Raw genomic sequence first — 26208 nt, forward strand, 5'->3', positions numbered from 1 at the left:
GTGTTTGCCGCCCGTACCCCGCAGTATGGACGTCCTCCGGAACTGTGGAATCGCGCGTCCAGCGCGAGCTTGCTCGGTACGTTGAGAGCGAACGATCTGCAGTTCACCGGAGGGCGGTGGCACATGGCTTCTGGAATGGCGAATGAGTTAGCGGCCGCCGGATTCACCGACGCGGTCGAGATCGGCCGGGGTGGCGGCGGCGTCGTCTACCGCTGCTATCAACAGTCACTGGCGCGGAGCGTCGCGATCAAGGTGCTCGCGTCCGATCTCGACGACGACGACCGGGAACGCTTCCTGCGCGAGGGCTACGCCATGGGTGCGCTCTCCGGGCACCCGAACATCGTGAACATCCTGCAGGTCGGCGTGACCGAGAGCAACCGGCCGTTCATCGTGATGCCGTACCACCGCGAGGGATCGCTCGCGGAGCGGTTGCGGCGCGAGGGCCGCATCGCCTGGCCCGAGGCCCTGCGCATCGGCGTGAAGCTCTGCGGCGCACTGGAAACCGCGCACCGTACCGGAACCCTGCACCGCGACATCAAACCCGCCAACGTGCTCTTCAACGATTACGGCGAACCACAGCTGAGCGACTTCGGGACCGCCCGCATCGCCGGCGGGTACAAGACGGTCACCGGCTTCTTCACCGGCACGCTGTCCTACACCGCCCCAGAGGTTCTCGAGGGCAACCCGCCGACCGTCGAGGCCGACGTCTACTCGCTCGGAGCCTCGATCTACGCGCTGATCGCGGGCAAGCCGCCGCACGAGCGCAAGAACGACGAGGATCTCATCGCGCATTACCTGCGCATCACTTCGACGCCCATACCGGACCTGCGCCCCCAGGGCATCCCCGCCGATGTGTGTGCCGTGGTGGAGAAGGCGATGGCCCGCGAGCCCGCCGACCGCTACGCCTCTGCTGCGGACTTCGGTCATGAACTGCAGTTGGCGCAGCGGAACAACGGGCTGACGGCCGACGTGATGGCGCTCGGCGAGCCGAGCGCCCCACCGGAGCAGCCGGAAGGCACGCAGGCGGTGCCGATCTCCGAGCTCGTCGAGCCGTCCGTATCCGCGCAACCCGAGCCGCTGCCCCCGCCGCGGCGGCCCGCCCGGTCCGGCGAACCCGCCGGGCCCTTGCCCGAGCCGGGGATGTTCGCCCACACCGCGTCCATCAGTCAGACAAGTCTCCCCTGGCAGCCGCCGCCGGGTCTGCGGCCCGAGTCAGCGGAGGCCGCTTCGCCGAGACGGCGGAACCGTAAACGGGTCCTGATCGTCTCGGGTGCGATCGCGGGGGTACTGCTGCTGGTGGTCAGCGGAGTCTTCGTGATCGCCTGGACGCGCGACTCCGGTGGCGACCAAACCGCTGCTCCCGCACCGCAGGCCGCCGAGGCACAACCGGCCTGGCGGCCGATCGCCGACGCGCGCGTCGCCCGCGACGCGGTGGCCGCCACCCAGGCTGACGGCACTATCTGGGTCTTCGGCGGCCTCGGCGCCGATGGCCGCGTCAGCGGCAGGCACGAGGGCTACGACCCCGCGATCGACAGCTGGAAAAGTGGTGAGGACCTGCCCGTCCCCGTGCAGCGCGCGATGGCGGTGACATGGCGGGAGAACCCGGTGGTGCTCGGCGGATGGCGCGCGGAAGGGGCCGACGCGAAAATCGCGACCGATCGGGTGTGGCGCGTCGTCAACAGTCGCTGGACGGAACTGCCGCCGCTGCTACAACCGCGGGCCGCCGCGGCCGCCGCCGTGGTCGGTGACAGGATCGTCGTCACCGGCGGAGTGGACGCCGCGGGCAAGCTGCTGAACACGACGGAGGTCTTTGACGGCACCTCCTGGAAGCTCGGCGCGCCCATCCGGACCCCGCGTCAGATGTTGAGCGCGGCCTCCGACGACAAGCTGGTGTACGCGATCGGAGGCACCACGGGAAGCGCGGACGTGGCGACCGTCGAAGCGTACGACCCCGCCGCCGACACCTGGACGGCCCTGCCCGAACTCCCCGAAGCGCGAAGCGATTTCGGCATCGCGGCCACCGACGACCGATTGGTCGTGGTGGGCGGCATGTCCGGAGGGCAAGCGCTCAAGAGCGTGCGCGCGTTCGATCTGTCGACGACGACCTGGTCCGGTCTGCCCGACATGGGCACCGCGCGCCACGGTATGGCGGTGGCCGCGGTGGGCAGTCGCGTGTACGCGATCGGCGGCTCGACGGGCGCCGGCGACGGCAAGATCACCTCGTCGGCGGAGACGCTGAAACTTCCTGCACGCCAACCGCAACCGGCAGCGCAGTGGCGGGCGCTCCCGGACGCTCCGACGGCGCGGTTGATGATGGCGTGGACGGTGCTCGACGACAAGATCTGGATTGCAGGCGGTATCCGCGAGGGCGAGACCCTCGACACCGTCGAGACTTTCGACGCGCAGACGGAGGATTGGCAGCCTGCGCCGTCGCTGCCGATCGGACTGCACCACGCGACAGCCGCCACCTACAAGGGGGAGGTCGTCGTCCTCGGAGGCGCCACCGACAACATCGGGGAGCCGTCGGACAAGGTGTTCGCACTGCGCGACGGCAAGTGGACCGAACTTCCCGCTCTGCAGCACGGCCGTGCCGGCGCGGCGGCGGCCGTCGTCGGCGACAAGCTGGTGGTCGTCGGCGGGCAGAGCGACAAACAGCTCGTCGTACCGACGGAAGTGTTCGACGGTGAATCCTGGACTCAGGCCGCCGACATGCCCACCGCGCGTGAGCATCTGGCCGCGGTGTCCGACGACCGCTATGTCTACGCCGTGGGCGGGCGGTCACTGAGCGCTGATGAGAACACCGCCGCCTTCGAGCGGTTCGATCCGTCGTCGGGAGAGTGGGAGAAGCTGACGGACATGCCGACTGCCCGCGGCAGCTTCGGCGCCGCCTACATCGACGGCCGGATCGTCGCGGTGGGCGGAGAGGAGCCGACGCGCGTGCTGGCGACGGTCGAGATGTACGACATCGCCAACGGGACGTGGACGACGGCGGCGCCCATCGGGACTCCGGTGCACGGCCAGGTGGTGGCCGCCGTCGGTCCGACGCTGTACTGCATCGGCGGCGCCGACCGGCCGACCCACGAAGGACCTGTCGCCACCGTCGAGGCCCTCGACTTCACGTAGCACGCAGTTGTGCGAGGGTGACGGCGCCGCGCCGCAGCGCCTCATTGGCCAGCCGGACCCGGCGATCGCCTTCGGCCGGGATGGCGAACTTGTCGTAGAGGTTCTGCAGATGCTGTTTGACCGCGGCCTCGGTGACGAACAGCTCGCCCGCCATCCGGCGCACCGACGCGGGTTCGGGGAACGGGTCGTCGGAGACCAGGGGTCTGCACAACACCACGAGGACATCGAGTTCGCGGCGGGTCAGCCGGGGCGGCGGTTCGACGGCTTGGGCGGTCACCGTCTCCTCGTCGAGCTTGCCGTCCCCGCTGTCCCTCACCTCCCAGAAGACCAACCGCGACTTGCCGAGACGCACCTCGTCACCGGACCGCAGCACGCGTTCGGCGCTGATCCGCTCGCCGTTGAGGTAGGTGCCGTTGCGGCTTCCGAGATCCCTTATGGACCAGGCGAATCCGAGGTTCTCCAGAACGGCGTGCAACCGTGAGACGGTTTCGTCATGCTCCAGCGCCACCGCGTTGGTGGACGCCTTACCGAGGGTCACCCGCTCACCGCTGAGCGCAACCAACTCCCGCCCCGACGGCCTCGAGATTTCCAGGTGCGACGACATGGGACCTCCTATCGAGGCAATTCTGGCCCAGACAGGAGGTCCCTGGTCGACGAACGCTACGGCCGATTGGTGAACTTCTTGTAGGCGCGGATGACCCGCTTGGCCTGGGCCGACTCGAACAGCGGCGGCCAGGGCCATTCGCTGTGTTCGCGGCCCCGCGGCGCCTTGAGGAAGGCCAACCCCAGCACCAGCCCGAAAATCAGGTGTCCGACCAGCGTGATCGTCACCGTCGCGACGTTCAGTGGGAACATCATCTCCTCGCCACGCGGGGCCAGCGCGACCGTCGCCATCAACCCGGCCCACGTCGGGAACACCGCGAAGGCGACCGAGGCCAGCACCGCGTAGACGTTCTTCCACCGGTCGATGCCCAACGTGAACGCGACGACGAAGAACGCCACGCCCAGGCCGCCACCATCGCCGATGTAGCGCCACACATAACCGACCGCCGCGCTGCCCGCGGTGTCGGGCTCCCCGGTGACGAAGGATCCCATCACGGGGATGAAGTCGCCCATCAATCCCAGGACGTGCACCGCGAACAGCCGAGCGGCGTCGTAGACGATGCAGGCCACCATGCCTGCGATCAGGCCGCGCCCGACGAAGATGTCCATCCGATGCGGGGCGAACGCGATCAGCGCTCCCAGCACGGCGCACAGCGCGATCACGACGACCGACGTGACGTTCTGAGGTACCAAGCCGAACACGTCGACCGAGATGCCCAGGATCGGCATCGAAGCCAGCAGCATCACCAGCGAGAGTCGCGCGATGTCCCACTTGGTCGGCGGCTTCTTGACCTTGTTCAGGTCCACGTACCGCTGCCGCACGGTGCTGGTGACCTTGGCGACGACCGGCAGTTCCAGGGCACGCAGCCGGACCGTCTTGCCGTCGAAGGCGCTGACGGCCTTCGGCAGCGGCTTCGTCGGCGCAGCGACAGGACGCAACCGCGTCGTCTTCACCTCGGGGCGAGAGACGGGTACGGGCCGGGGCCGCACCGGCAGATCGCCGGGACGCAGCCGCACCGTTTCGTCGGGGCGGGTGGTTGCGGTCGGTGCTGTCGCGGTCATGGGGCTTCCTTGGCTCGGAGGGACGAGTTCATCGTCGCGGGGAGGCCTCGATGTCGTAATCGCCTGAGCGTCAGAGTTCTTGCCGAGTGGGGAAGGTTTTCCTATCCGCCGAGTAAGGCGACAGAGCTCGCAGCCGCACCGAGGGCGTGGCGCTTTTCGTCCGGAGAATCCGAGAAACGAAAAGAGGAGTAGGGTCGAAGGTTCCGGGGGTACAGCCACAAGCCCTTCACGTGCATCACCCTTTGAAGGTGATCTTGAAAATGACGCCAACCGATGCCGCCGGCACGCCCACGCTCATACGGTCACATATCGAAATCACCGATCCCGCAACCGCGAACCAGTACCTTGGCGACGCCTACGGCGTCTGCCTGCAGCTATCTAGCCAATCTTGGTCTTCGTCCAAAGGTGTTCTGCTAAGCCACACGCGCGTCTCCGTCGGTCCATTGACGATCGACGACATTTATGTCGCTGGATACCTGGAGGCCCGGGCCGACGCACCGAACAAGGTCGTCGCCGTCTGGCCAACCGGTGGGCGGGTGAGTAGCGCGTGTGAGGGCTTCGAGTGCCGCGCCGCGAAGGATGACGTCGCGCTGCTGTCGCAGCCTTATCTGCCCTTTATGGCACGGTCCGAGGATCTGCGGGCGACCGCGGTCGTGTTGAATCCTTCGCTCGTGGTCGGCGTAGCCAACGGCATGTCTTTCGGTGAGGTCGAGGGCCCGATCCGCTTCTTCCGTTTGACGCCGGTCGGCGCCGCCGCAGCGCGGCTGTGGAAGAACACGGTCGTGTACGTGAAAGAAAACGTGCTCGCCGATGACGCGCTGGCGACACCGTTGGTCGTCGGCCACGCCACGCGCCTGCTGGCCGCGGTGACGTTGTCGACGTTTCCGAACTCGGCGCGGGTTCCTCGGTCGTGCTCACACAACCACACCGATCACCAGCCGGTTCTGCTTCGTCGTGCGATCGAGTTCATCGACGCGAATGTGCAGAGGGACATCGGCCTGACAGATATCGCCGAAGCCGTCCACGTCACACCCCGGGCGGTGCAGTACATGTTCAGGCGCCACCGCGCCACCACACCCCTTCAGTACCTGCGCAGGGCTCGGTTGAACTACGCGCACCGGGAACTTCTGGCAGGACGGCAAGGCGCCACCGTCACCGAGATTGCAGCCCGATGGGGGTTCGCGCACACGGGTCGGTTCGCGGTGCTGTACCGACAAATGTACGGCCAGAGCCCGCACATCACGCTGAACAGCAGCGGTTCACGGCGTCACGTTCTCCGGTCCAATCACCGCCCACACCGTCTTGCCTGACGTCGTCGGCGCGTTCCCCCAGCTGCGACAGAGCGCCGCGACGATCCGCAACCCCGACGGTCGTCCCGTGGCTGTGGCCGCTTCCCTGAGTAGGGCGGGAGCGCGGCTTGTGTCGTTGACGGCGACCGCCACCGAGTGACCGCTGCACTCCACCCGCAGACCGGGAGCGCTGTCGGTGTGCTGCAGGACGTTTTCGACCAACGTCGTGACCACGACCTTCACCGTCGAGACCATCTCCGTGCGGGCCCAGGTCGTCAGCCACTCTGCACTCAGTTCCCTGGCTCGCTGAAGGCTGGGTAGCGCGGCGGGCAGCTCGGCGCGTGCCCGCCTGCGAAGTCGAGGCGTGCTGGTCGCATTGAGTCGGTCGATGGCGGACCCAGCGCAGGCGAAGACCGGTACGTGGCGGGTGACGCCGGCGTCATCGATGGCAGCGCGCGTCGAAGTATCCCCACACAGCAGCACCACGGGCACGCCGGGCCACCGGTCGACGTGCCGTCGGGCGCTGCTGAACACCGCCCAGGCAGAAGCGGCTGGAACGTCGATACCGGCGATGTCGACCAAGACTGCCTGCGGTTCGTCGAGCGCTGTCTGGATGATCTGATCGCGCAGCGAGCGATACGTGCTGCCGTCCAGCACGCCGCGAGGCCTCAAGACGACTGCCGAACCGTAAGGAGCTGTTGACACTTCGACGCCCTGCATTGCGAGTCGTCTACCCGCTTCGGCGGTGCGCAAATCGAGTCAGAGCTTGGCGATGACCTTCTCGGCGAACTTCTCCAGGTGACGGATCTTGGTGCCTAGCGGTTCTGCGTCCGGTCCGGTGATGTAGGGCATCCGGAACCCGACGATGACGTCGGTGACGCCTTTGTCTTCGAGTCGTTTGATGCCGTCGGGCGTGTACGCGTCGGCGGAGATCACGTGAATCTCGAACGGCCCGGTACTGCCTTCTTCTTCGCGAAACTGCTTGAGCTGCTTGAGGAGTCGGTCCAGCTCCTCGGCGTCGCCGCCACCGTGCATCCAGCCGTCATTGCGTGCGGCCCGCTTGAGCGCGGCGTCGGCGTGGCCCCCGATGAGGATCGGGATCGGTTCGGTGGGCGCCGGCGTCATCTTCGTTTTCGGGATGTCGTAGAACTCGCCGTGGAACTCGAAGTACTCGCCGGTGGTCAGCCCCCTGATGATCTCGATGCACTCGTCCATGCGCTTACCGCGCCTGGCGAACGGCACATCCATCAGCTCGTAATCCTCGGGCCACGGGCTGGTGCCGACGCCCAGGCCGAGACGGTTCCCGAACAGAGCGGCCAGCGAGCCGGCCTGTTTGGCCACCAGCGCGGGCGGCCGGATGGGGAGCTTGAGGACGAAGAAGTTGAACCGCAGCGTGCTGGTGACCGCGCTCAGCGCGCCTGCGAGCACGAACGCCTCGATGAACGCCTTGCCGTCGAGGAATTCGCGGCTGCCGTCCGGGGTGTAGGGGTATCTGGAGTCCGACTCGAACGGGTAGGCGACGCTGTCGGCGATCGTCATCGCGTGGTAGCCGGCCGCCTCTGCGGCTTGTGCCAGTGGAATGTAGAACGTCGGATCGGTCATCGCTTCGGCATAGGTGAACCGCACACGGAAATACTAGAACGTGTTCTAGTTCTTGGTTTAGGTATTGGCGCATCGGGAATCTGGACGCCGTGAGTGCGGCCAAAGCTATGTACAAACCCCTTTCGATGATGAGCGCCGTCGCGGGCGGACTCATCGCCGGCAAGATCTTCACCGAGATCTGGCAACGGATGCACCCGGACGACGAAGAGCCGGATCCGGAGGACCTCAACCGGTCGACGCGGGAGGTGTTCATCGCCGCCGCGATACAGGGCTTGCTCGTGGGCGTGGTGCGCGCGGCGCTGGCGCGCGGCCAGGCGAAGAGCTTCCAGGCGTTGACCAACGAGAACCCCGAGTAACGGTCAGCGACCCAGCTCGTCGCGGACGCGATGGTGGCACGGTTGCGCCGGCCTAGCCGTTCAACGGGTAGGGCGGTGCGCCGACGCCCGCAACACAGTGCGTGCCCCACGGCGTCACCTCGGTCAGCTGGCCCTCTGCGGTGCAGTCGGCGATCGAGATGCGCACGGCCTGGGGCAGCCGGATCTCGGATGCCAGATCGAAAACCATTCCGCGCCAGTGGTATCGGCCGTCGATCGGATCGAGGTGACCGGTCAGGCGCACCCGCACGCCGTGATCGGTGTCGTTCATCCGGAGGGCCGCGAGGCCGTCATACACATCACTCATCGAGGCAGAAATCCGCTACGGCGCCACATCCGGCGGGCGATCGGCCCCATCAGATCGATCTCTTCGAAGAACGATGCCAGCGGCGCGAAACCGGCCTCTTTCCGACTTCGATGGTGGTTGTTGGCCAATGCCATCCGGCGGGCGGCACGGGCGTCGAGACCCATGCGCCGGTACGGGGCGGGGATGGTCAGCAGGTAGCGGTAGAACGGTCCTCCGACGCCGTGCAGGTTGCTCATCACGAATCGTTGGGTGAAGCCCATGTGAGGCCTGGTGCGACGCAGCCCGTCGCGCGCGTACTGGATGTGGCGCGCCTCCTCGGTCACGTGGATGCGCATGAGCCGCTGGACGATTGGCTGCAATTCGGGATTCTCGAGGATCTGGCGCTGCAGCGCGTCGAAGATCTCCTCGCCGACCAGTGCGGCACCCCACAGGATCGGTCCGCGGAACAGCAGCGGGAGTGCGTTGATGACGGCCCGCTGCCACCGGCGGGGCTGCACCGGGTCGGCGCCGAGCCGCTCGATCACTTTGCCGAACATGACCATATGCCGTGTCTCGTCACCGAGTTCGGTCAGCGAGTAGTGCGTCGATGACGCCCTCACATCCCGGTGCATCAGGTCGCGCAGGAGTGCCTGGTTGAGGATGTTCTCGAACCAGATACCCGCCGACAGGATGTTGACCAATTCCTGACGGGACAACTCAATCTGCTGCTCGCGGGTCATCGCGTCCCACAGCGGCGTGCCGTAGAGGGTCACGGTGTGCGGCGGCAGGAAGAATTTGTCGGGGTCAAGCGGTGCGTCCCAGTCGATGTCCACGGCCGGTGCATAGGACTTCTTGGCGGAGCCTTTGAGCAGGCGTTCTGCGATGTTTTCGCGCGTCGGGCGGGAGCTGCTGACCGGTGTCGTCATGGATTCACGGTAAGTAGGCCGCAGACTTAAGTCAATACCGGCGGTACCGCATACTTGCGGTAACGGTTGCGTTTGCCGGGGGCGGGTGAGGGTATCGGGTGGTATGCGAACCGACGAGGACGACAGGACTGCCCAGGCACCTGACCCCGACGATCCCCGCAAACCCGAGTCGCCGACCGATCTCACCCGGCCGTCCCTGCTGTATTCGATGCGCAAGGCGGTGCGCGAGTTCCAAAAAGACGAGTGCACGGACCTGGCCGCGGCGCTGACCTACTACGCAGTGCTGTCGATCTTTCCCGCGCTGGTGGTCATGGTGTCGCTGCTGGGCGTGTTCGGGCAGGGCAGGCGCACGGTGGACGCGCTGCTCGACATCGCCTCGGATGTGGCGCCCGCGTCGGCGTTGGACACCCTGCGGCCGACGATCGAACAACTCGTCAACGCGCCGACGGCCGGATTCGCGTTGGTGGCGGGCATCGTGGGCGCGTTGTGGACCGCGTCGGGTTACGTCGGCGCGTTCGGTCGCGCGATGAACCGCATCTACGAAATCGATGAGGGCCGACCGGTGTGGAAGCTGCGACCGGTGCAGCTGCTGCTGACACTGATCGGTCTGGTGATGGCGGCTGCCGTGGTGTTCATGCTCGCGGTCAGCGGACCGGTTGCCCAGGCGCTCGGCGATGCGATCGGGTTGGGCGATGCGGCGGTCACGGCGTGGAACGTGGTTCGGTGGCCGCTGATCCTGCTCTTTGTCGTGCTTGCGGTCGCGATCCTGTACTACGTCACACCCAACGTCCAGCAGCCGAAATTCCGATGGATCAGCGGCGGCGCGGCGCTCGCGATCGTCGTGTGGCTGCTCGCGTCGCTGGGGTTCGGGCTCTACGTGGCCAACTTCGGCAGCTACAACAAGACGTACGGCGCGTTGGCCGGTGTCATCGTGTTCCTTCTGTGGTTGTGGATCACGAACCTGGCGCTGCTGTTCGGCGCGGAGGTGGACGCCGAGGTCGAGCGAGGCCGTCAACTGCAGGCCGGTCTGCCCGCCGAGCACGAGTTGCAGTTACCGCCCAAGGACGACCACAACATCCGCAAGGAAGAGGCTGCCGAGAAGAAGGATGCCAAGCGGGCCAGGCGGCTACGTCTGTCCCGCGGGCGCAAACACTGAGGGCATACTCGCGGGCGTGACCCGTCGAATTCACGTCATCGGCATCGGCGCGGGCGACCCCGACTACGTCACCGCCCAAGCGGTGGCCGCGCTCAACGACACGCAGGTGTTTTTCGCGATGGACAAGGGATCCCGCACGCGAGGAGGACAAAATGCAGAAGCGAAGGACGACCTGGTGGCGCTGCGGCGACACATCTGCCAACGCTTCATCCGCGAGCCCGGATACCGCTTCGTCGAACTGTCCGACCCGCCGCGGGTCAGAGACGTCCCTGACGGGCCGGCGTACCGGCAAGCGGTGGCCGACTGGCACGCCGCGCGAGCGCGGGTGTGGGCCGACGCGATCGAGAACGAACTCGCGCCCGACGGCGTTGGCGGCTTCCTCGCGTGGGGCGACCCGTCGCTCTACGACAGCACCCTGCGCATCCTGGACACCGTCGCGATTCACGTCGACATCGACTGCGACGTCATCCCGGGCATCACCGCGATCCAGGCGCTCACCGCGCGACATCGCATCCCCCTCAACGACGTCGGCGAACCGGTGCTGGTCACCACCGGCAGACAACTGCGCGACCACGGCCTGACCGGAAGCGCGGTCGTGATGCTCGACGCCGACTGTTCGTTTCTGACGTGCCCGCCTGACACCCGCATCTGGTGGGGCGCCTATCTCGGTACACCCGACGAATTGCTGATGGCCGGCACCGTCGGTGACGTCGGTGAAGAGATCGCCCGGGTGCGCGCCGACGCGCGGCAGCGTCACGGCTGGATCATGGACACCTATCTGCTGCGGTCGGCGAACGCACACGGTTGACGGGTTGATTGCACGCACCGGGTGCGTGGGATCAACCCGTCAAAGCCCTCACTCGCCCCGGCGCTCGGGGTCGTTGCGCTGCATCCACAGCCGGTAGACCTCGATCGCGGCGTCGTCGGGCTGATAGCGCATCGGCAGCCGCCGTTCGTCCCAGTTCTTGGCGAATTCGTCGTAGAAGGTGTTGAGCTCGAAGTACTTTCGATCGTCGACGTAGTAGCGGGCGTAGTCGTCGCGGGTGGTCAGAAAGACGACTTCGTCGGGGGAGCAGTAGTACAACGAGCCCAGACACATCGGGCACGGGTGGGCGAGAACGTAGATGGTGGCGCCGGTCAGGTGCTCGGTGCCGAGCTTCGTGCACGCCTTCCGGATCGCCAGGATCTCGGCGTGTGCGGTCGGATCATGCGTCTGGGCAACCTGATTGGCGCTCTCGGCCAGCACCTCACCGTCTCTGGCGATGACGGTCGCGAACGGGCGACCGCCCTCCTCGACGTTTCGTCGTGCCAGATCCACGGTCCGTTGTACGAAATCCACGGCTGCCCCTTCGGTTCATCGACTCGTTTAGGCTAATGCGATGTCGTTCCTCTTGCGGGCCGCTTTGACCGGCATCGCGCTGTGGGTGGTGACGCTGCTCGTCCCAGGAATCAGGTTCGTGGGGGCCGAATCGCAACTGCAGGAAATCGGCATCATCTTCGTCGTCGCGGTGGTCTTCGGTCTGGTCAACGCGATCATCAAGCCGATCGTGCAGATCATCTCCATCCCGCTCTACATCCTGACTCTCGGCCTGATCCACATCGTCATCAACGCGTTGATGTTGTGGATCACGTCGTGGATCACCGAGCACACGACGCACTGGGGCCTCTACATCGACGACTTCTGGTGGACGGCGATCTGGGCCGCGATCGTGCTGTCGATCGTGAGTTGGCTGCTGTCGCTGGTCACTGGTGGTGCCGTGCGACGCGATTGACCGGCACACTGGAACCATGCCCGAACTTCCCGAAGTCGAAGCACTCGCCGACCACCTGCGCCGCCACGCCGTCGGCCAGACGGTGGGACGCATCGACGTATCGGCGTTCTCGGTGCTCAAGACCTTCGACCCGCCGATCACCGCGCTCCACGGTCAGACCGTCACCGGAGCCGACCGGTGGGGGAAGTACCTCGGTCTGAAGGTCGGCGATCTGCACCTGATCACCCATCTGTCGCGCGCGGGGTGGTTGCGCTGGTCGGACAAGCTGGCGGCGGCGCCGCTGAAGCCGGGCAAGGGGCCAATCGCGTTGCGTGTACACCTCGGGCCCCCGGGCGAGGGCGCGGGTTTCGACCTCACCGAGGCCGGCACACAGAAACGGCTCGCGGTGTGGGTGGTCGACGATCCGGTCAAGGTTCCCGGCATCGCCACGCTGGGTCCCGACGCGCTGTCGCTGGGGCCCGACGACCTCGCCGGGTTGCTCGCGGCCAACAGGGGGCGGATCAAGACGGTGATTACCGACCAGAAGGTCATCGCGGGTATCGGCAACGCCTACAGCGACGAGATTCTGCACGTCGCGCGGATCTCCCCGTTCGCGACGGCGGCCAAGCTGACCGACGCGCAGCTGTCGGCGCTGCACGACGCGATGATCGGTGTGCTCTCCGATGCGGTGACCCGCTCGGTGGGCCAGCAGGCCGCGACGCTCAAGGGTGAGAAGCGGTCCGGCCTACGCGTGCACGCTCGAGCCGGGCTGCCCTGCCCCGTCTGCGGCGACACCGTGCGCGAAGTGTCGTTCGCAGACAAGTCGTTTCAGTACTGCCCGACGTGCCAGACGGGCGGCAAGGTGCTCGCCGATCGGCGGCTGTCGCGGCTACTCAAGTGAGCTTGCAGTACGACCGGGTGGCCGCCGACAGCGCGTGCCGGTAGAGCGGGTCGAGTTGGCGGGCGTTGACGACGGCGTCGATCGCGTGTTTGAGTTCGAACGTGCAGTTCGGTGCGTGCAGCGAATTCCACTGCTGCGCAATCTCATCGACCATGGCCTTGTTGAACTCGTCGATCTGCGAACGTGTCGCGTTCAGGTCGGGTGCGGTGTTAGGGGCGGAGGCGGGGTCGAACTTCCACTGACCGAAGCGGGTGTACTCCACACCCTCGGTGGCGTCGATCTGGTTGGTGAAGACCGCGCGCACATACCCCTGGTCGATGCCGCGCGCGGAGGCGTCGGCGGCGACAGCATCCAGGACAGCATCGGCGCGCTGCCGGTCCGTGATCGGCCCGCCGTTGATCCACTTGGCGGCCGCGACATCGTCGGCCGTCGCCAGGCGCTGCGCAGCGGTGTCGACCAACCGGTAGAGCCCAGAAGCGGGTTGACCGGCGGCGACCCCAGGGGAGAGCGCGACGAACAGGGCCACGAGCAGGAATGTAGCGCTCCGCAAAAGAATCATGCGGTCATTCTGACGGCGATTCCCTCGCTTAGTCTGTCGGGGTGACTCGGCAGAAGATATTGATCACCGGTGCGAGCTCCGGGCTGGGCGCCGGGATGGCCCGCGCATTCGCCGCAAAGGGCCGTGACCTGGCGTTGTGTGCCCGGCGCATCGACCGACTCGATGAACTCAAAGCCGAGCTGCTCGAGCGGCATCGCGGGATCAACGTCGCTGTCGCCGCCCTCGACGTCACCGATCACGAGCAGGTGCCCAAGGTGTTCGCCGAGCTCAGCGATGAACTCGGCGGCATCGACCGCGTCATCGTCAATGCCGGCGTGGGCAAGGGTGCGCCGCTGGGCTCGGGCAAACTGTGGGCGAACAAAGCCACCATCGAAACGAATCTCGTTGCGGCACTTGTCCAAATCGAGACCGCGCTCGAGATGTTCAAGAAGGCCGGCAGCGGACACCTGGTGCTGGTTTCGTCGGTTCTCGGAAACAAGGGCGTGCCCGGCGTCAAGGCCGCCTACGCCGCCAGCAAGGCCGGCGTGTCGTCGCTCGGGGAATCCTTGCGCGCGGAGTACGCGCACGGGCCGATCAAGGTCACGGTGCTCGAACCCGGTTACATCGAGTCCGAGATGACGGCGAAATCGCAGTCGACGACGTTGATGGTGGACAACGAAACCGGCGTGCGGGCAATGGTCGCCGCGATCGAACGCGAAAGTGGGCGCGCGGCGGTTCCGTGGTGGCCGTGGGCCCCGCTGGTCAAAGTCCTGCGGGTACTGCCGCCGCAACTGACAACGCCGTTCGCCTGAGCCTCCGTGTAGAGGCTGGCGCTTGGGGGAACCCGCAGCGCTAGTTCCTAGAGGAGGTATCTATGAGGGTGCTGTTGACCGGGGGTACCGGGTTTGTCGGGGCGTGGACGGCGAAAGCGGTGGCCGATGCGGGTCACCAGGTGAGGTTTCTGGTCCGCGATCCGGCCCGGCTCAAGACGAGCGCCGCGGAGATCGGCGTCGCGACCGACGACTACGCCGTAGGCGACATCGCCGACGCCGAGTCGACCGCCGCGGCGATGGATGGTTGCGACGCCGTAATCCACTCGGCGGCAATGGTTTCAGTGGACCCTCGGCAGGCCGACAAGATGCTGCGGACCAACCTCGACGGTGCCCACAACGTGCTCGGTGTGGCTGCGGAACGTGGCCTCGACCCGATCATCCACGTCTCCAGCTTCACGGCGTTGTTCGACCCCAACTGCAGCGTTCTCCATGCCGACCTCCCGGTGGTGGGCGGGTCCGACGGCTACGGGAAGTCGAAAGCGGAGGTGGAGAAGTACGCGCGAGGCCTCCAGGATGCGGGTGCGCCGGTGAGCATCACGTACCCGGGCATGGTGCTGGGGCCGCCGGCGGGCAACCAGTTCGGTGAAGCGGCAGAAGGTGTTCAAGCCGCGGTCCAGATGCGTGGGGTGCCGGGCCGCGGTGCCGCGTGGATCGTGGTCGACGTTCGAGACCTGGCCGCGTTGCATGCGGCGTTACTCGAGCCGGGCAAGGGACCACGCCGATATATGGCCGGCGGCAAGCGAGTTCCGATCGCCGACCTGGCGACGATGATCGGGAAGGCGGCGAACATGTCGCTGCGGGTGTACCCGGTACCGGATACGTTGTTGCGCAACATCGGAAAGGTAGTCGACGTCGTGGGCCCGCTTCTGCCCTTCGACGCGCCGGTCACCGCGGCGGCGATGCAGTACTACACGCAGATGCCGTCGTCTGACGATTCGCCCAGCGAGACCGAACTGGGAATCTCGTACCGCGATCCCCAGGAAACGCTGGCGGACACCGTTTCCGGGTTGAGACGAGTCGGAAGGCTGTGACCGGTGCCTCATCCGGCGAAGAAAGTTTGAAGGTTTCAGTAAACCCCTGACGTGGTAGCCCTCAGGACATGAACGTGAAACTGACGAAGATGATGCCCCTGTTGTTCTCGGGCGCCGCGGCAGTTGCCTTCGCAGTCGCGCCGGTGGCCGGTGCGCAGCCGGCGCCTCCTCCGTGTCTGAATGCCGACGGCACCCCGTGTGCGGTGACCGGCAACATCGACGCCTCTCCCGGTGGCGGTGCTGACGTGAACGTTCCCGGTGGTCCGCAAGGCACCGCTGATGGCGGCGGTGCGGCCGGTGTGATCCCCGGTGGCCCCGGTGGTAAGGCCGGACCCGGCGGCGCAAGCGGCTCGCTGGCTCCGAACGGACCTGGCGGAACAGCCGGCCCCGGTGGCGCGAGCGGCTGCCTGCCGAACGTCGGCTGCATCAACATCCCTGCCCCGTAACCACTAGCCAGCTCCATCCAGCGCCCAGCCAACGCGGCGCACGCTCTTCGCTGAGCGTGCGCCGCGTTGCTTTTCTGTAGGGACCCGGGCTTCAACGCCGAACGTGCGGTTTCCTCCGCATCCGAGGGCGTGTCACGTATGAATCCGCACCTTCGCGTAGCTAGGCACGTTCCAACGGTTTGACATTTTGTTGGGTTTTCCCAACACTGTGTTGTGTGAGTCCGGTGAAAAGGGGAAAAACGCTCCCCATCCACAACCGCATCGGTGTCCTGCGCGCAGAGCGTCGGATGACCCGAGCCGAGCTCGCCGCGCTGATCGACGTGAACCCGCAGACGGTCGGCGCGCTCGAACGTGGCGACCACTATCCGAGCCTGGACCTGGCGTTCCGGATCTGCGATGTCTTCGGTCTCCCCGTCGAGGCGGTGTTCTCCCGAACGGAGTTCACCCCGTTGTCCACCGAGCTCTACCGCACGAACACCCGATCGCAAGGAGGAGACCGAGATGTCCCCGTCGACCCGGCAGGCTGACCACACGTTGCTCGACCGCTACCAGGAGTCCCGCACCCGGCGGTTCCTCAAAAGAGAGCGCACATACGCGAATCTGCTTCCCGGCTGGCGCACGCAGTCCCGGCGGCGGCTTCTCGTCGTGGGTTTGGCCATCACGTTCGCGTTCCTGTTCGCGGTGAGCGTCTTGAGCGCATTCGGACTGCGGTGGGCACCCCTGCTCTGGCTGGGAGTGTGCATCGTCTTCCTCCCGCTGTGGACGATGCTGCAGATCGTGTCTGGCAGGCAGGGCGACGCCCCGGAGGCCGCACTCGACGAATACGAGGTGCAGCAGCGCAACAGTGCCCGCTCGATCGGTCTGACGATCACCCAGTACCTGATGCTGATCCCGATCGGCTACCTCCTCGTCGCGTCGATCTATCTGCAGGACACCGACACCGACGTGGCCTACTCGGGCGCGCTGATGTCGTTGGCCGTCCTGGTGTTCGGCGGTTGCGCGCCGGCGATGATCCTGGGCTGGTCCCGGCCGGACCCCGACGCCTGAACCGCGTTCAGAATCCCTGCGTCGGTAGAGTCGGCGACAGCCGTAGAAAGGATCCCGATGCTCGCCCTGACCACCTGGACCGGAGGACTGCTCGTCGCGACAGGGGTGATCGCGTACTTCGCCAGCGGGGCGGTCAGCGTCACCGCCCTGATTCCGGCCTTCGTCGGCATCCTCCTGCTCATCGCCGCCCTGATCGGGCGCCGCTCCGATCAAGCCCGCAAGATCGCAATGCACGCCGCCCTGGTGATCGCGCTGCTCGCCGCGCTCGGCGCGCTGCGCAACGTGTTCGGTCTTGGCGAGGTGTTCGCGGGCACGGCCGAGCGACCCGCAGCCGTCATCACGAGCACCATCATGTTCGTTCTGCTGCTGGTGTACTTGATCGCCGGTGTGCGCTCCTTCGTGAAGGCCCGCGCGGCACGCTGAGTCAGGCGGATCGTCCGCGTTCGCTGCGGTACCGGCGCACCAACGCGTCGGTCGAGGAGTCCGACTGTTCGGCGGGGGAGCCGTCGGCGGTGATGACCGGGAGCAGCGCCTTGGCTTGAGTCTTACCGAGTTCGACACCCCACTGATCGAACGAGTCGATACCCCAGACGACTCCCTCGGTGAACACCTGGTGTTCGTAGAGTGCGATCAACTGTCCGAGCACCGACGGGGTCAACTGGGTCGCGAGGATCGACGTGCTGGGCCGGTTACCCGGCATCACCTTGTGCGGCACCACATCCGGCGGAGTGCCTTCGGCGGCGATCTCCTCGGCGGTCTTGCCGAATGCGAGGACCTGCGTCTGGGCGAAGAAGTTGCTCATCAACAGGTCGTGCATGCTGCCCTTGCCATCGGCGGTCGGCAGGTCGTCGGTGGGCTGTGAGAAGCCGATGAAGTCGGAAGGCACCAGACGCGTGCCCTGATGCAGCAGTTGATAGAACGCGTGCTGGCCGTTGGTTCCCGGTTCGCCCCAGAAGATCTCACCGGTGCTCGTGGTGACCGGCGTACCGTCGGCGCGCACCGACTTGCCGTTCGACTCCATCGTCAGCTGCTGCAGATAGGCGGCGAAGCGGGCCAGGTCATTCGAATACGGCAGCACCGCACGGGTTTCAGCGCCGAAGAACTCGTTGTACCAGAGCCCGATCAGTCCGAGCAGCGCAGGTACGTTGGACTCCAGCGGTGCGGTGCGGAAGTGCTCGTCGACGATGTGGAACCCGGACAGGAACTCGGCGAACCGCTCGCGGCCGATCACCGCCATCACGCTCAAGCCGATCGCGCTGTCGACCGAATACCGGCCGCCGACCCAGTCCCAGAATCCGAACATGTTCTCGGTGTTGATGCCGAAATCGTCGACCAGCTTCTTGTTCGTCGATACCGCCACGAAATGCCGTGACACCGCGGCGTTTCCGAGCGCATCGGTCAGCCAGCGACGCGCCGCCGTCGCGTTGGTCAGCGTCTCGAGCGTCGAGAACGTCTTCGACGCGACGATGAAAAGCGTTGTCGCAGGGTCGAGCCCGTCGAGGGTGGCGACCAGATCGGCAGGGTCGACGTTGGAGACGAACCGCGCCGAGATGCCCGCGTCGGCATAGTGCCGTAACGCGAGGGTGACCATCGCCGGTCCGAGGTCCGACCCGCCGATGCCGATGTTGACGACGGTCTTGATCGCCTCGCCCGTTGCGCCGGTCCACTCGCCGCTGCGCAACCGGTCGGTGAAGTCACCCATCTTGTCGAGCACCTCGTGCACGTCGGCGACGACGTTCTGCCCGTCGACGACCAGTTGGGCACCGCGCGGCAACCGCAAGGCGGTATGCAGGACGGCGCGGTCCTCGGAGGTGTTGATGTGCACGCCGGAGAACATCGCGTCACGCTTCTGCTCCAAGCGCGCCGCGCGGGCCAAATCCACCAGCAGGCTCAGCGTCTCGCGCGTGACCCGATGCTTGCTGTAGTCGATGTAGAGGTCGCCGACCGTCATGGCGAGCTCGGTGCCGCGGGCCGGATCCTCGGCGAACAACTCGCGCAGGTGTTTCGCACCGATATCACCGTGATGCCGCTGCAACGCCTGCCACGCCGGAGTCGCGGTGATATCGGGTATCTGGTCGGAGTCGGCACTCATGAACATGACCCTAGTGCGGCGAAATGGCCAAAGGTGTACAGAAGAGTTATGGATACCGCGAAGCTGCTGTCGTCAGTGCCCACCGGACTGTGGATCGGTGGTGAGGAACGCGAGAGCGCGTCCACCTTCGATGTGCTCGACCCGTCCGACGACTCGGTGATCGCCTCCGTCGCCAACGCGACCGCCGACGATGCGATCGCCGCGCTCGACGCCGCGTGCGCCGTGCAGGCCGAGTGGGCGGCCACCGCCCCGCGCGAACGCGGCGAGATCCTGCGCGCGGTGTTCGAGAAGATCACCGAACGCGCCGAGGACATCGCGACGCTGATGACTCTCGAGATGGGCAAGGTGCTGCGCGAGAGCATGGGCGAGGTCACCTACGGCGCCGAGTTCTTCCGCTGGTTCGCCGAGGAAGCGGTGCGAGTCGCGGGCCGTTACACCCAGAGCCCCGCGGGCAGCGGACGTGTCCTTGTCACCAAACAACCGGTCGGGCCCTGCTATGCGATCACGCCGTGGAACTTTCCGCTGGCGATGGGCACCCGCAAGATCGGCCCGGCGTTCGCGGCCGGGTGCACGATGATCGTCAAGCCCGCGCAGGACACGCCGCTGACGATGCTGTTGCTGGCCAAGCTGATGGACGAGGCGGGTCTGCCCAAGGGCGTGCTGTCAGTGCTCCCGACGAAGAACGCCGGCGACGTCACCGCCGCGCTGATCGACGATGGCCGGTTGCGCAAGCTGACCTTCACCGGTTCGACCGGGGTGGGCAAAACGCTGGTCAAACAGTCGGCCGACAAACTGCTGCGCACGTCGATGGAACTGGGCGGCAACGCCCCGTTCGTGGTATTCGACGACGCCGACGTCGACGCCGCCGTCGAGGGCGCCATCCTGGCCAAGATGCGCAACGGTGGCGAGGCGTGCACGGCGGCCAACCGTTTCCACGTCGCGAACTCGGTGCGCGCGGAGTTCACCGACAAACTGGTCAAGCGGATGAGCGAGTTCACCCTCGGCAAGGGCATCGACGAGTCGGCCACACTCGGGCCGCTGATCAACGCCAAGCAGGTCGCCACCGTCGAGGATCTGGTGTCCGACGCGGTGTCGCGGGGCGCAACCGTCGCGGTCGGCGGCGTCGCCCCTGACGGTCCCGGCAGCTTCTATCCGGCCACGGTGCTGGCCGACGTGCCCGCCGACGCCCGCATCCTCTCCGAGGAGGTGTTCGGCCCCGTCGCGCCGATCACCGGTTTCGACACCGAGGAGGAGGGCGTCGCCGCGGCCAACAACACCGAGTACGGGCTGGCCGCCTACATCTACACCCAGTCGCTGGACCGCGCGCTGCGCGTCGCCGAAAGCCTCGAGTCCGGCATCGTCGGCATCAACCGCGGCGTGGTCTCCGACCCAGCCGCGCCGTTCGGCGGCGTCAAGGAGTCCGGCTTCGGGCGCGAGGGCGGGTTCGAGGGCATCGAGGAGTACCTCGAGGTGAAATACATCGCGCTGACGAAGTAGTTCGACACGCCGCCGCGCCTGCCGCGGCACGTCGGCTCGCACGGGCAAGATTTCGCAAGTGAATGCGCGTCGCTCCGTCGCGCCCGCTGATCGCCGCCCGCTGTCAGTACATCCCTCCTCGCGTGCGCATCGGCGTGGCGAGATCCCCGCCCTCGACGGCATCCGCGCCGTCGCCGTCGCCCTCGTGCTCGCCGACCACGGCGGCATTCCCGGCGTCGACGGCGGCTTCCTCGGCGTCGATGTGTTCTTCGTGCTCAGCGGCTTCCTGATCACCTCGCTGCTGCTCGACGAGCACGCACGCACCGGTCGAATCCAGCTGCGCGACTTCTGGATACGTCGCGCCCGGCGGCTGTTGCCCGCCCTGCTGGTGATGGTGCTCGCGGTGGTGGCGGCGCGGGAGTTCTTCTCCACGGAGGCGATCGCCAACCTGCGCGACGACGCCGTCGCGTCGTTCTTCTGGGTGGCCAACTGGGCGTTCGTCGTCCAGCGCACCGATTACTTCTCCCAGGGCGCACCACCTTCGCCGCTGCAGCACACCTGGTCGTTGGGGGTCGAGGAGCAGTACTACCTGCTCTGGCCGCTGGTGCTGATCGCCGTCGCGTTCGTCTTCTGTCGTCGCAACCCGACCCATCTGCGATGGGCGGTTCTGGGGGTCGCCGCCGCGGGGGCGATCGCCTCGGCGGCGGCGGCGATTCTGTTGATCGACGACGGGACGCTGAACCGGATCTACTTCGGCACCGACACCCGCGCGCAGGCACTGCTCGTCGGCGCTGCGGCGGCCGCCCTGCTGGTGCGCGACTGGACCACCGTGACGCTGGCCGGGCCGGTGATCAGGACCCGATGGCTGCGTGGGGTCGCCCGCGCGGTGTCCGTCGTCGGTGTCGTCGTCCTGGGGTTCGCGGTGCACATGGCGACCGGCAGTGCCGGGGACTTCCGAAACGGCCTGTTGATCATCGTCGCGCTCGCCGCCGCCTGCGTGATCGGTGCGGCGGCGATGGATCAGGAAGGACCGGTCGCGCGGGTGCTGGCGTGGCGGCCGCTGGTGTGGCTGGGCGCGATCTCCTACGGCGTCTACCTGTGGCACTGGCCGATCTTCCTGGCGATCAACGGCGAGCGCACCGGGTGGTCCGGCTGGTCGCTGTTCGCGATGCGGTGTGCGGCGACGCTGGCGATCGCGACGCTGTCGTGGTGGTTGCTCGAACAACCTATCCGGCGCTGGCGGCCGGTGATCGTGCCGATGCTGCCGTTGGCCGGTGCGACGGCCGCCACCGCCGCGGTGATCACGATGACCGTGCTGCCGGTCGGCGTGCCGTCAGGACCGCCGATGGAGGACCCGAGCATCGACTCCGCGGCGCTGGTGGCGCCGGAGGTGCCGATCCCCGTGGAGCGGAGCGCCGACCGCGATCCGAACACCAGGACCGTCGCGGTGTTCGGCGACTCGGTGGCCTGGACGTTGATGCGCTACCTGCCGGACACACCGGGTCTGAGGTTCACCGACTATACGACGATCGGATGCGGCATCGCGCGCGGCGGACCGTATCGCTACGTCGGCCAGACGCTGAACCAGAAGCCCGCCTGCGACACGTGGCCGAGCAGGTGGTCGGAGCGGGTCAAGCACGACCGGCCCGACGTGGTGCTGCTGATCGTGGGCCGGTGGGAAGTCGTCGACCGGATGAACGAAGGCCGCTGGACCCACATCGGCGAATCGACGTATGACGCGTACCTGCGCGCCGAGCTCAACCGCGCGCTCGACATCCTGTCCTCGACCGGCGCGCGCGTCGTCGTCACGACCGAGCCCTACAACCGCCGCGCCGAGAAACGCGACGGCAGCCTGTACCCGGAGGACGATCCAGATCGGGTCGACGACTGGAACGCGTTGCTGCGCAGCGCCGTCAAGTACCGCTCGAACGTCACCGTGCTCGACCTGAACCGCAAGCTCGGCCCGAACGGCGGCTACACCAACTGGATCGACGGCATCCGCATCCGCAGCGACGGCGTGCATCCCACGCCGGAGGCGGTCGAATGGTTGACGCCGTGGCTGACCGACGCGCTGCGTTGACCGGCGATTTCGGTGTCGACAGTCGCGCTCACCGTAACCAACTACACCGAAATCACCCGGGAGGTCAGTGGCCGAGGCGGCCGCGGCCCAGCCGCAGCAACAGCATTGCGAGGTCTTTGCCGTCGGGGCCGAGTTCGCTGTAGCGCTCGATCACCTTCATCTCGCGGCTGTGAACCAGGCGGGTTCCGCCGGAGGCCATCCTCGCCTGACCGATCAACTTCGACACCTCGGTGCGGCGCTTCACGGCAGCGAGAATTTCGGCGTCCAGCCGGTCGATCTCCCGGCGCAGGTTATCGATATCGGGCACAGTCTCAGTTCCGGTCGTCATGGGTGTCACCGCCTCGTGGAGCTCTCGGGAAGCAGCGAGCCCACGGGCGCCGCGGATCGGTACCCGTAGATGAATCGCTGTTTGCTGAGCACGGGACAAAGTGTGCCACCAAACGCTGCGCCAGCGCAAAGCCGTGTGAAGTTCGGCCGCGGGCCGATGCGCGGTTCGGGCGCGGGCCGATGCGCGGCTCGACCGCTGAATTCGATGCGCGGTTCGACCGCTGGGTTGATGCGCGGTTCGACCGCGGTCGTGTCCCTGCGCGGCGGTAAGTTCGATACCGACATGAGCGCACCGAACCTGATCGCACCCAACGGTGCCACCGAATCCGACCAACTGCTCGAGGGGCTCAACCCGCAGCAGCGCCGGGCCGTCCTGCACGAGGGCTCGCCGCTGCTCATCGTCGCTGGTGCCGGCTCGGGCAAGACCGCCGTGCTCACCCGCAGGATCGCCTATCTGCTGGCCGCCCGCGACGTCGGCGTCGGGCAGGTGCTGGCCATCACGTTCACCAACAAGGCCGCCGCCGAGATGCGCGAGCGGGTGGTGGGCCTGGTCGGGCCCCGCGCCCGCGCCATGTGGGTGTCGACGTTTCACTCCACCTGCGTGCGCATCCTGCGTAACCAGGCCTCCCTGATCAAGGGCCTCAATTCGAACTTCTCGATTTACGACGCCGACGACTCCCGTCGCCTGCTGCTGATGATCGGCAAGGACATGGGCCTGGACACCAAGCGGTATTCGCCGCGGCTGCTGTCCAACGCCATCTCCAACCACAAGAACGAGTTGGTCGGCCCGGAGCAGGCGGCGGCCGAGGCCTCGGAGGCGGGCGAGGAACTGCCCGGCATCATCGCCGAGGTCTACGCCGAGTACCAGCGCCGCCTGCGCGCGGCCAACGCGCTCGACTTCGACGACCTGATCGGCGAGACGGTCGCTGTGCTGCAAGCGTTTCCACAGATCGCCCAGTACTACCGGCGGCGGTTCCGGCACATCCTCGTCGACGAGTACCAGGACACCAACCACGCCCAGTATGTGCTGGTGCGGGAACTCGTGGGGACGGCCGCCTCGCAAGATGATCCAGCCGGGGTGCCGCCGGCCGAACTGTGTGTGGTGGGCGACGCAGACCAGTCGATCTACGCGTTCCGCGGTGCGACGATCCGCAACATCGAGGATTTCGAACGCGACTACCCGAACGCGACAACCATTCTGCTGGAACAGAATTACCGCTCCACGCAGAACATCCTCAACGCCGCGAACGCGGTGATCTCCCGCAACGCCGGCCGCCGCGAGAAGCGGCTGTGGACCGACGAGGGGGAGGGCGAGCTGATCGTCGGCTACGTCGCAGACAACGAGCACGACGAGGCGCGGTTCGTCGCCCAGGAGATCGACGCGCTTGTCGACGACGGTGGCAGTTACTCAGATGTCGCGGTGTTCTACCGCACCAACAACTCCTCGCGCGCGCTCGAAGAGGTGTTCATCCGTGCGGGCATCCCCTACAAGGTCGTTGGCGGAGTTCGGTTCTACGAACGCAGGGAGATCCGCGACATCGTCGCGTACCTGCGAGTGCTGGACAACCCCGGCGACTCGGTGAGCATGCGTCGGATCCTGAACACTCCGCGCCGCGGCATCGGCGACCGCGCCGAAGCCTGCGTCGCTGTGTATGCCGAGAACACCGGCCTGAGCTTCAACGACGCCCTGCAGGCGGCTGCCGAGGGCAAGGTGCCGATGCTCAACACCCGTGCGGAGAAGTGCATCTCGGCGTTCGTGGAGATGCTCGACGATCTGCGCGGCCGCCTCGACGGTGAGCTCGGCGAGTTGGTCGAGGCGGTGCTCGACCGCACCGGGTATCGCGCCGAACTCGAGTCGTCGAGCGATCCGCAGGATCTCGCGCGGCTGGACAACCTCAACGAGTTGGTCAGCGTCGCACACGAATTCAGCACCGACCTGGCCAACGCGCAGGCGCTTGCCGACGATGAGCAGCTGGACGAGGACATCCCCGACACCGGCGTTCTGGCCCAGTTCCTGGAACGGGTCTCACTGGTTGCCGACGCCGACGAGCTTCCCGAGCACGGCGCGGGCGTCGTGACGATGATGACGCTGCACACCGCCAAGGGCCTCGAGTTCCCTGTCGTCTTCGTGACCGGGTGGGAGGACGGCATGTTCCCGCACATGCGGGCGCTGGGCGATCCCGCCGAGCTGTCCGAGGAGCGCCGGTTGGCCTACGTCGGCATCACCCGCGCCCGCCAGCGGCTCTACCTGAGCCGAGCCAAGGTCCGCTCGTCATGGGGCCAACCGATGCTGAACCCGGAATCGCGCTTCCTCAAGGAGATTCCGCAACACCTGATCGACTGGCGGCGCACCGACCCGACACCGTCGTTCAGCGCACCCGCCAGCGGCGCGGGACGCTTCGGGTCACCGCGGCCGTCGCCCACGCGGTCCGGTGCGGGCAAGCGCCCGCTGCTGGTGCTCGAGCCCGGCGACCGGGTCACGCACGACAAGTACGGGTTGGGCCGGGTGGAAGAGGTGAGCGGCGTCGGCGAGTCGGCGATGTCGCTGATCGACTTCGGCAGCTCCGGTCGGGTCAAGCTGATGCACAACCACGCACCGATCAGCAAGCTCTAACCGGAGCGTTCCCAGCGTCCGGTGGCGGGCAGCGCGGCGAGCACGATCGTCGCCAGCGGCAACACCGGGATCGCATACACCACGGCGGGTAGTTTGGCCCCGGCCACGAACAGGCTGGAGAAGATCAGCAGTGCCACCATCGACCCCACCATGACCAGCAGGCGGCTCACCCATCGGCGCAACAGCAGTCCGATCAGCCCGGCGATGAGGGCGGCCGCCGAGATCGCGGTCAGGAAGCCGACCGCGACGCAGAACAATTGGTCGGTGCGCCACCAGCCGGTGATCAGATCGGTGGCGATGACTGCGGTGGCCCATCCGGTCAGGATGCTGCCGACCGCGGTGGCGATCGCGGTCTTCGGGTTGGCCGGCGGCGATCCCGTCGGGGAGACAGCGACCGGGCGGGCGCGCGGTATGTAGGCCGTTTCGGGCGCGGCGCGGTCGGACAGCTGCGTGGCGCCTCCGTCCGCCATCTGCGTCGGCGGGCCGGCGATCGGAATCGAGCCGGTCGGATGGCGCCGGATGATGCTTGTCTGCGGATCCTGGCCGGTCGGAATCTCACCGGATGGGTGACGACGAATGATGCCCGTTTCCGCGCTCGACGGGGAGTGGGGTGATTGGCGTGTCAGATCGGAATCGTCGTCGCTGGCCACT

General features: G+C 66.9%; 27 protein-coding genes and 1 pseudogene. 17 read left to right on the forward strand and 11 right to left on the reverse strand.

Going from position 1 to position 26208, the window contains the following annotated elements:
* Nucleotides 1-123 precede the first annotated feature (123 nt).
* Nucleotides 124-3123, forward strand: coding sequence for a serine/threonine-protein kinase (locus tag CEX88_RS18660; protein ID WP_094294610.1), 3000 nt, complete (start codon nt 124-126; stop codon nt 3121-3123).
* Here CEX88_RS18660 and CEX88_RS18665 read toward each other — a convergent pair.
* Entirely contained in the window at nt 3116-3727 is a 612-nt protein-coding gene (locus tag CEX88_RS18665; RefSeq protein WP_066841562.1) for an FHA domain-containing protein, read from the reverse strand. The two genes, CEX88_RS18660 and CEX88_RS18665, sit on opposite strands and share 8 nt — an antisense overlap.
* A 56-nt stretch (nt 3728-3783) precedes the next feature.
* Entirely contained in the window at nt 3784-4788 is a 1005-nt protein-coding gene (locus CEX88_RS18670; RefSeq protein ID WP_094294611.1) for a hypothetical protein, read from the reverse strand.
* A 146-nt stretch (nt 4789-4934) separates the two neighbouring features.
* Here CEX88_RS18670 and CEX88_RS18675 point away from each other — a divergent pair, with 146 nt between their 5' ends.
* Nucleotides 4935-6098 carry a helix-turn-helix transcriptional regulator gene (locus tag CEX88_RS18675; protein WP_238382113.1) on the forward strand — a complete coding sequence of 388 codons (1164 nt, stop codon included), beginning with the start codon at nt 4935-4937 and terminating at the stop codon, nt 6096-6098.
* Here CEX88_RS18675 and CEX88_RS18680 read toward each other — a convergent pair.
* The gene (locus tag CEX88_RS18680) at nt 6048-6797 is read right to left on the reverse strand and encodes an STAS domain-containing protein (RefSeq protein ID WP_066841564.1); all 750 of its coding nucleotides are present in this window, start codon (nt 6795-6797) and stop codon (nt 6048-6050) included. The genes CEX88_RS18675 and CEX88_RS18680 overlap by 51 nt on opposite strands.
* A gap of 39 nt (nt 6798-6836) precedes the next feature.
* Nucleotides 6837-7703 carry an LLM class flavin-dependent oxidoreductase gene (locus tag CEX88_RS18685; RefSeq protein ID WP_094294612.1) on the reverse strand — a complete coding sequence of 289 codons (867 nt, stop codon included), beginning with the start codon at nt 7701-7703 and terminating at the stop codon, nt 6837-6839.
* A gap of 65 nt (nt 7704-7768) precedes the next feature.
* Between CEX88_RS18685 and CEX88_RS18690 the strand changes: the two genes are divergently transcribed.
* Nucleotides 7769-8035 carry a DUF4235 domain-containing protein gene (locus CEX88_RS18690; RefSeq protein ID WP_066841566.1) on the forward strand — a complete coding sequence of 89 codons (267 nt, stop codon included), beginning with the start codon at nt 7769-7771 and terminating at the stop codon, nt 8033-8035.
* 52 nt (nt 8036-8087) lie between these two features.
* Here the strand turns inward: CEX88_RS18690 and CEX88_RS26615 are convergent, their stop codons facing one another.
* Together CEX88_RS26615 and CEX88_RS18700 are read right to left on the reverse strand one after the other, a co-directional pair.
* Nucleotides 8088-8360: a DUF4873 domain-containing protein gene (locus CEX88_RS26615; RefSeq protein WP_082961569.1), complete on the reverse strand. Its 273-nt coding sequence runs from the start codon at nt 8358-8360 to the stop codon at nt 8088-8090.
* A complete protein-coding gene (locus CEX88_RS18700) occupies nt 8357-9265 on the reverse strand; it encodes an AurF N-oxygenase family protein (protein WP_094294613.1) in 909 nt (302 codons plus the stop codon). The genes CEX88_RS26615 and CEX88_RS18700 overlap by 4 nt, the downstream gene beginning before the upstream one ends.
* Nucleotides 9266-9368: 103 nt before the next feature.
* Between CEX88_RS18700 and CEX88_RS18705 the strand changes: the two genes are divergently transcribed.
* Both CEX88_RS18705 and cobF read left to right on the forward strand, forming a co-directional pair.
* Nucleotides 9369-10421 (forward strand): YihY/virulence factor BrkB family protein, encoded by a 1053-nt coding sequence (locus tag CEX88_RS18705; protein WP_066841569.1) that lies wholly within the window; start codon nt 9369-9371, stop codon nt 10419-10421.
* Nucleotides 10422-10437: 16 nt separating this feature from the next.
* Nucleotides 10438-11229 carry a precorrin-6A synthase (deacetylating) gene (cobF, locus tag CEX88_RS18710; RefSeq protein ID WP_202931563.1) on the forward strand — a complete coding sequence of 264 codons (792 nt, stop codon included), beginning with the start codon at nt 10438-10440 and terminating at the stop codon, nt 11227-11229.
* Between the two features lie 48 nt (nt 11230-11277).
* On the opposite strand, the gene CEX88_RS18715 is transcribed toward cobF, so the two are convergent.
* Nucleotides 11278-11760 carry a nucleoside deaminase gene (locus tag CEX88_RS18715; RefSeq protein ID WP_068199451.1) on the reverse strand — a complete coding sequence of 161 codons (483 nt, stop codon included), beginning with the start codon at nt 11758-11760 and terminating at the stop codon, nt 11278-11280.
* 40 nt (nt 11761-11800) lie between these two features.
* On the opposite strand from CEX88_RS18715, the gene CEX88_RS18720 reads away from it, so the two are divergent.
* The 3 genes and pseudogenes from CEX88_RS18720 (at nt 11801) to CEX88_RS26390 (ending at nt 13073) form a co-directional block, all read left to right on the forward strand.
* The gene (locus CEX88_RS18720; protein ID WP_064399488.1) at nt 11801-12193 is read left to right on the forward strand and encodes a phage holin family protein; all 393 of its coding nucleotides are present in this window, start codon (nt 11801-11803) and stop codon (nt 12191-12193) included.
* Between the two features lie 16 nt (nt 12194-12209).
* Nucleotides 12210-12452 (forward strand): annotated as a pseudogene (locus CEX88_RS26385) (DNA-formamidopyrimidine glycosylase family protein); the annotation flags it as partial.
* A 132-nt stretch (nt 12453-12584) separates the two neighbouring features.
* Nucleotides 12585-13073, forward strand: coding sequence for a zinc finger domain-containing protein (locus CEX88_RS26390; protein ID WP_420799232.1), 489 nt, complete (start codon nt 12585-12587; stop codon nt 13071-13073).
* On the opposite strand, the gene CEX88_RS18730 is transcribed toward CEX88_RS26390, so the two are convergent.
* Nucleotides 13066-13632 carry a chorismate mutase gene (locus tag CEX88_RS18730; protein WP_094294615.1) on the reverse strand — a complete coding sequence of 189 codons (567 nt, stop codon included), beginning with the start codon at nt 13630-13632 and terminating at the stop codon, nt 13066-13068. The two genes, CEX88_RS26390 and CEX88_RS18730, sit on opposite strands and share 8 nt — an antisense overlap.
* Before the next feature lie 41 nt (nt 13633-13673).
* Between CEX88_RS18730 and CEX88_RS18735 the strand changes: the two genes are divergently transcribed.
* From CEX88_RS18735 to CEX88_RS18760, 6 genes are all read left to right on the forward strand, one after another.
* Nucleotides 13674-14423 carry an SDR family oxidoreductase gene (locus tag CEX88_RS18735; RefSeq protein ID WP_094294616.1) on the forward strand — a complete coding sequence of 250 codons (750 nt, stop codon included), beginning with the start codon at nt 13674-13676 and terminating at the stop codon, nt 14421-14423.
* A gap of 62 nt (nt 14424-14485) precedes the next feature.
* Entirely contained in the window at nt 14486-15475 is a 990-nt protein-coding gene (locus tag CEX88_RS18740; RefSeq protein WP_094294617.1) for an NAD-dependent epimerase/dehydratase family protein, read from the forward strand.
* A gap of 68 nt (nt 15476-15543) precedes the next feature.
* A complete protein-coding gene (locus CEX88_RS18745; RefSeq protein WP_094294618.1) occupies nt 15544-15921 on the forward strand; it encodes a hypothetical protein in 378 nt (125 codons plus the stop codon).
* Nucleotides 15922-16136: 215 nt separating this feature from the next.
* The gene (locus CEX88_RS18750) at nt 16137-16448 is read left to right on the forward strand and encodes a helix-turn-helix transcriptional regulator (RefSeq protein WP_082962156.1); all 312 of its coding nucleotides are present in this window, start codon (nt 16137-16139) and stop codon (nt 16446-16448) included.
* On the forward strand, nt 16423-16968 hold the full coding sequence (locus CEX88_RS18755; protein ID WP_094294619.1) for a hypothetical protein: 546 nt from the start codon (nt 16423-16425) through the stop codon (nt 16966-16968). The genes CEX88_RS18750 and CEX88_RS18755 overlap by 26 nt, the downstream gene beginning before the upstream one ends.
* 57 nt (nt 16969-17025) lie before the next feature.
* Nucleotides 17026-17391, forward strand: a complete 366-nt coding sequence (locus CEX88_RS18760) for a hypothetical protein (protein ID WP_064399493.1) — start codon at nt 17026-17028, stop codon at nt 17389-17391.
* A 1-nt stretch (nt 17392) separates the two neighbouring features.
* Here the strand turns inward: CEX88_RS18760 and pgi are convergent, their stop codons facing one another.
* Complete coding sequence (gene pgi / locus CEX88_RS18765; protein ID WP_094294643.1) at nt 17393-19060, reverse strand: glucose-6-phosphate isomerase; 1668 nt, start codon at nt 19058-19060, stop codon at nt 17393-17395.
* Nucleotides 19061-19108: 48 nt separating this feature from the next.
* Here pgi and CEX88_RS18770 point away from each other — a divergent pair, with 48 nt between their 5' ends.
* Nucleotides 19109-20557, forward strand: a complete 1449-nt coding sequence (locus tag CEX88_RS18770; RefSeq protein ID WP_094294620.1) for an NAD-dependent succinate-semialdehyde dehydrogenase — start codon at nt 19109-19111, stop codon at nt 20555-20557.
* Between the two features lie 58 nt (nt 20558-20615).
* Complete coding sequence (locus CEX88_RS18775; protein WP_420799231.1) at nt 20616-22616, forward strand: acyltransferase family protein; 2001 nt, start codon at nt 20616-20618, stop codon at nt 22614-22616.
* Nucleotides 22617-22680: 64 nt separating this feature from the next.
* On the opposite strand, the gene CEX88_RS18780 is transcribed toward CEX88_RS18775, so the two are convergent.
* Nucleotides 22681-23001 (reverse strand): chorismate mutase, encoded by a 321-nt coding sequence (locus CEX88_RS18780; RefSeq protein WP_274381124.1) that lies wholly within the window; start codon nt 22999-23001, stop codon nt 22681-22683.
* A 225-nt stretch (nt 23002-23226) separates the two neighbouring features.
* Between CEX88_RS18780 and pcrA the strand changes: the two genes are divergently transcribed.
* Nucleotides 23227-25557, forward strand: a complete 2331-nt coding sequence (gene pcrA / locus CEX88_RS18785; RefSeq protein ID WP_094294645.1) for a DNA helicase PcrA — start codon at nt 23227-23229, stop codon at nt 25555-25557.
* Here pcrA and CEX88_RS18790 read toward each other — a convergent pair.
* Nucleotides 25554-26207 carry a hypothetical protein gene (locus CEX88_RS18790; protein ID WP_369829760.1) on the reverse strand — a complete coding sequence of 218 codons (654 nt, stop codon included), beginning with the start codon at nt 26205-26207 and terminating at the stop codon, nt 25554-25556. The two genes, pcrA and CEX88_RS18790, sit on opposite strands and share 4 nt — an antisense overlap.
* Nucleotide 26208: the final 1 nt, after the last annotated feature.

Origin of the sequence: Mycobacterium neumannii (assembly GCF_002245615.1) — a bacterium.
GTDB classification, from domain to species: domain Bacteria; phylum Actinomycetota; class Actinomycetes; order Mycobacteriales; family Mycobacteriaceae; genus Mycobacterium; species Mycobacterium neumannii_A.

What these genes read in the sequence shown, in the direction of transcription:
- CEX88_RS18660 (WP_094294610.1), top strand. Translation starts at nt 124, where the DNA reads ATGGCTTCTGGAATGGCGAATGAGTTAGCGGCCGCCGGATTCACCGAC.
- CEX88_RS18665 (WP_066841562.1), bottom strand. Translation starts at nt 3,727, where the DNA reads ATGTCGTCGCACCTGGAAATCTCGAGGCCGTCGGGGCGGGAGTTGGTT.
- CEX88_RS18670 (WP_094294611.1), bottom strand. Translation starts at nt 4,788, where the DNA reads ATGACCGCGACAGCACCGACCGCAACCACCCGCCCCGACGAAACGGTG.
- CEX88_RS18680 (WP_066841564.1), bottom strand. Translation starts at nt 6,797, where the DNA reads ATGCAGGGCGTCGAAGTGTCAACAGCTCCTTACGGTTCGGCAGTCGTC.
- CEX88_RS26615 (WP_082961569.1), bottom strand. Translation starts at nt 8,360, where the DNA reads ATGAGTGATGTGTATGACGGCCTCGCGGCCCTCCGGATGAACGACACC.
- CEX88_RS18700 (WP_094294613.1), bottom strand. Translation starts at nt 9,265, where the DNA reads ATGACGACACCGGTCAGCAGCTCCCGCCCGACGCGCGAAAACATCGCA.
- CEX88_RS18705 (WP_066841569.1), top strand. Translation starts at nt 9,369, where the DNA reads ATGCGAACCGACGAGGACGACAGGACTGCCCAGGCACCTGACCCCGAC.
- CEX88_RS18720 (WP_064399488.1), top strand. Translation starts at nt 11,801, where the DNA reads ATGTCGTTCCTCTTGCGGGCCGCTTTGACCGGCATCGCGCTGTGGGTG.
- CEX88_RS18730 (WP_094294615.1), bottom strand. Translation starts at nt 13,632, where the DNA reads ATGATTCTTTTGCGGAGCGCTACATTCCTGCTCGTGGCCCTGTTCGTC.
- CEX88_RS18740 (WP_094294617.1), top strand. Translation starts at nt 14,486, where the DNA reads ATGAGGGTGCTGTTGACCGGGGGTACCGGGTTTGTCGGGGCGTGGACG.
- CEX88_RS18745 (WP_094294618.1), top strand. Translation starts at nt 15,544, where the DNA reads ATGAACGTGAAACTGACGAAGATGATGCCCCTGTTGTTCTCGGGCGCC.
- CEX88_RS18755 (WP_094294619.1), top strand. Translation starts at nt 16,423, where the DNA reads ATGTCCCCGTCGACCCGGCAGGCTGACCACACGTTGCTCGACCGCTAC.
- CEX88_RS18760 (WP_064399493.1), top strand. Translation starts at nt 17,026, where the DNA reads ATGCTCGCCCTGACCACCTGGACCGGAGGACTGCTCGTCGCGACAGGG.
- pgi (WP_094294643.1), bottom strand. Translation starts at nt 19,060, where the DNA reads ATGAGTGCCGACTCCGACCAGATACCCGATATCACCGCGACTCCGGCG.
- CEX88_RS18770 (WP_094294620.1), top strand. Translation starts at nt 19,109, where the DNA reads ATGGATACCGCGAAGCTGCTGTCGTCAGTGCCCACCGGACTGTGGATC.
- pcrA (WP_094294645.1), top strand. Translation starts at nt 23,227, where the DNA reads ATGAGCGCACCGAACCTGATCGCACCCAACGGTGCCACCGAATCCGAC.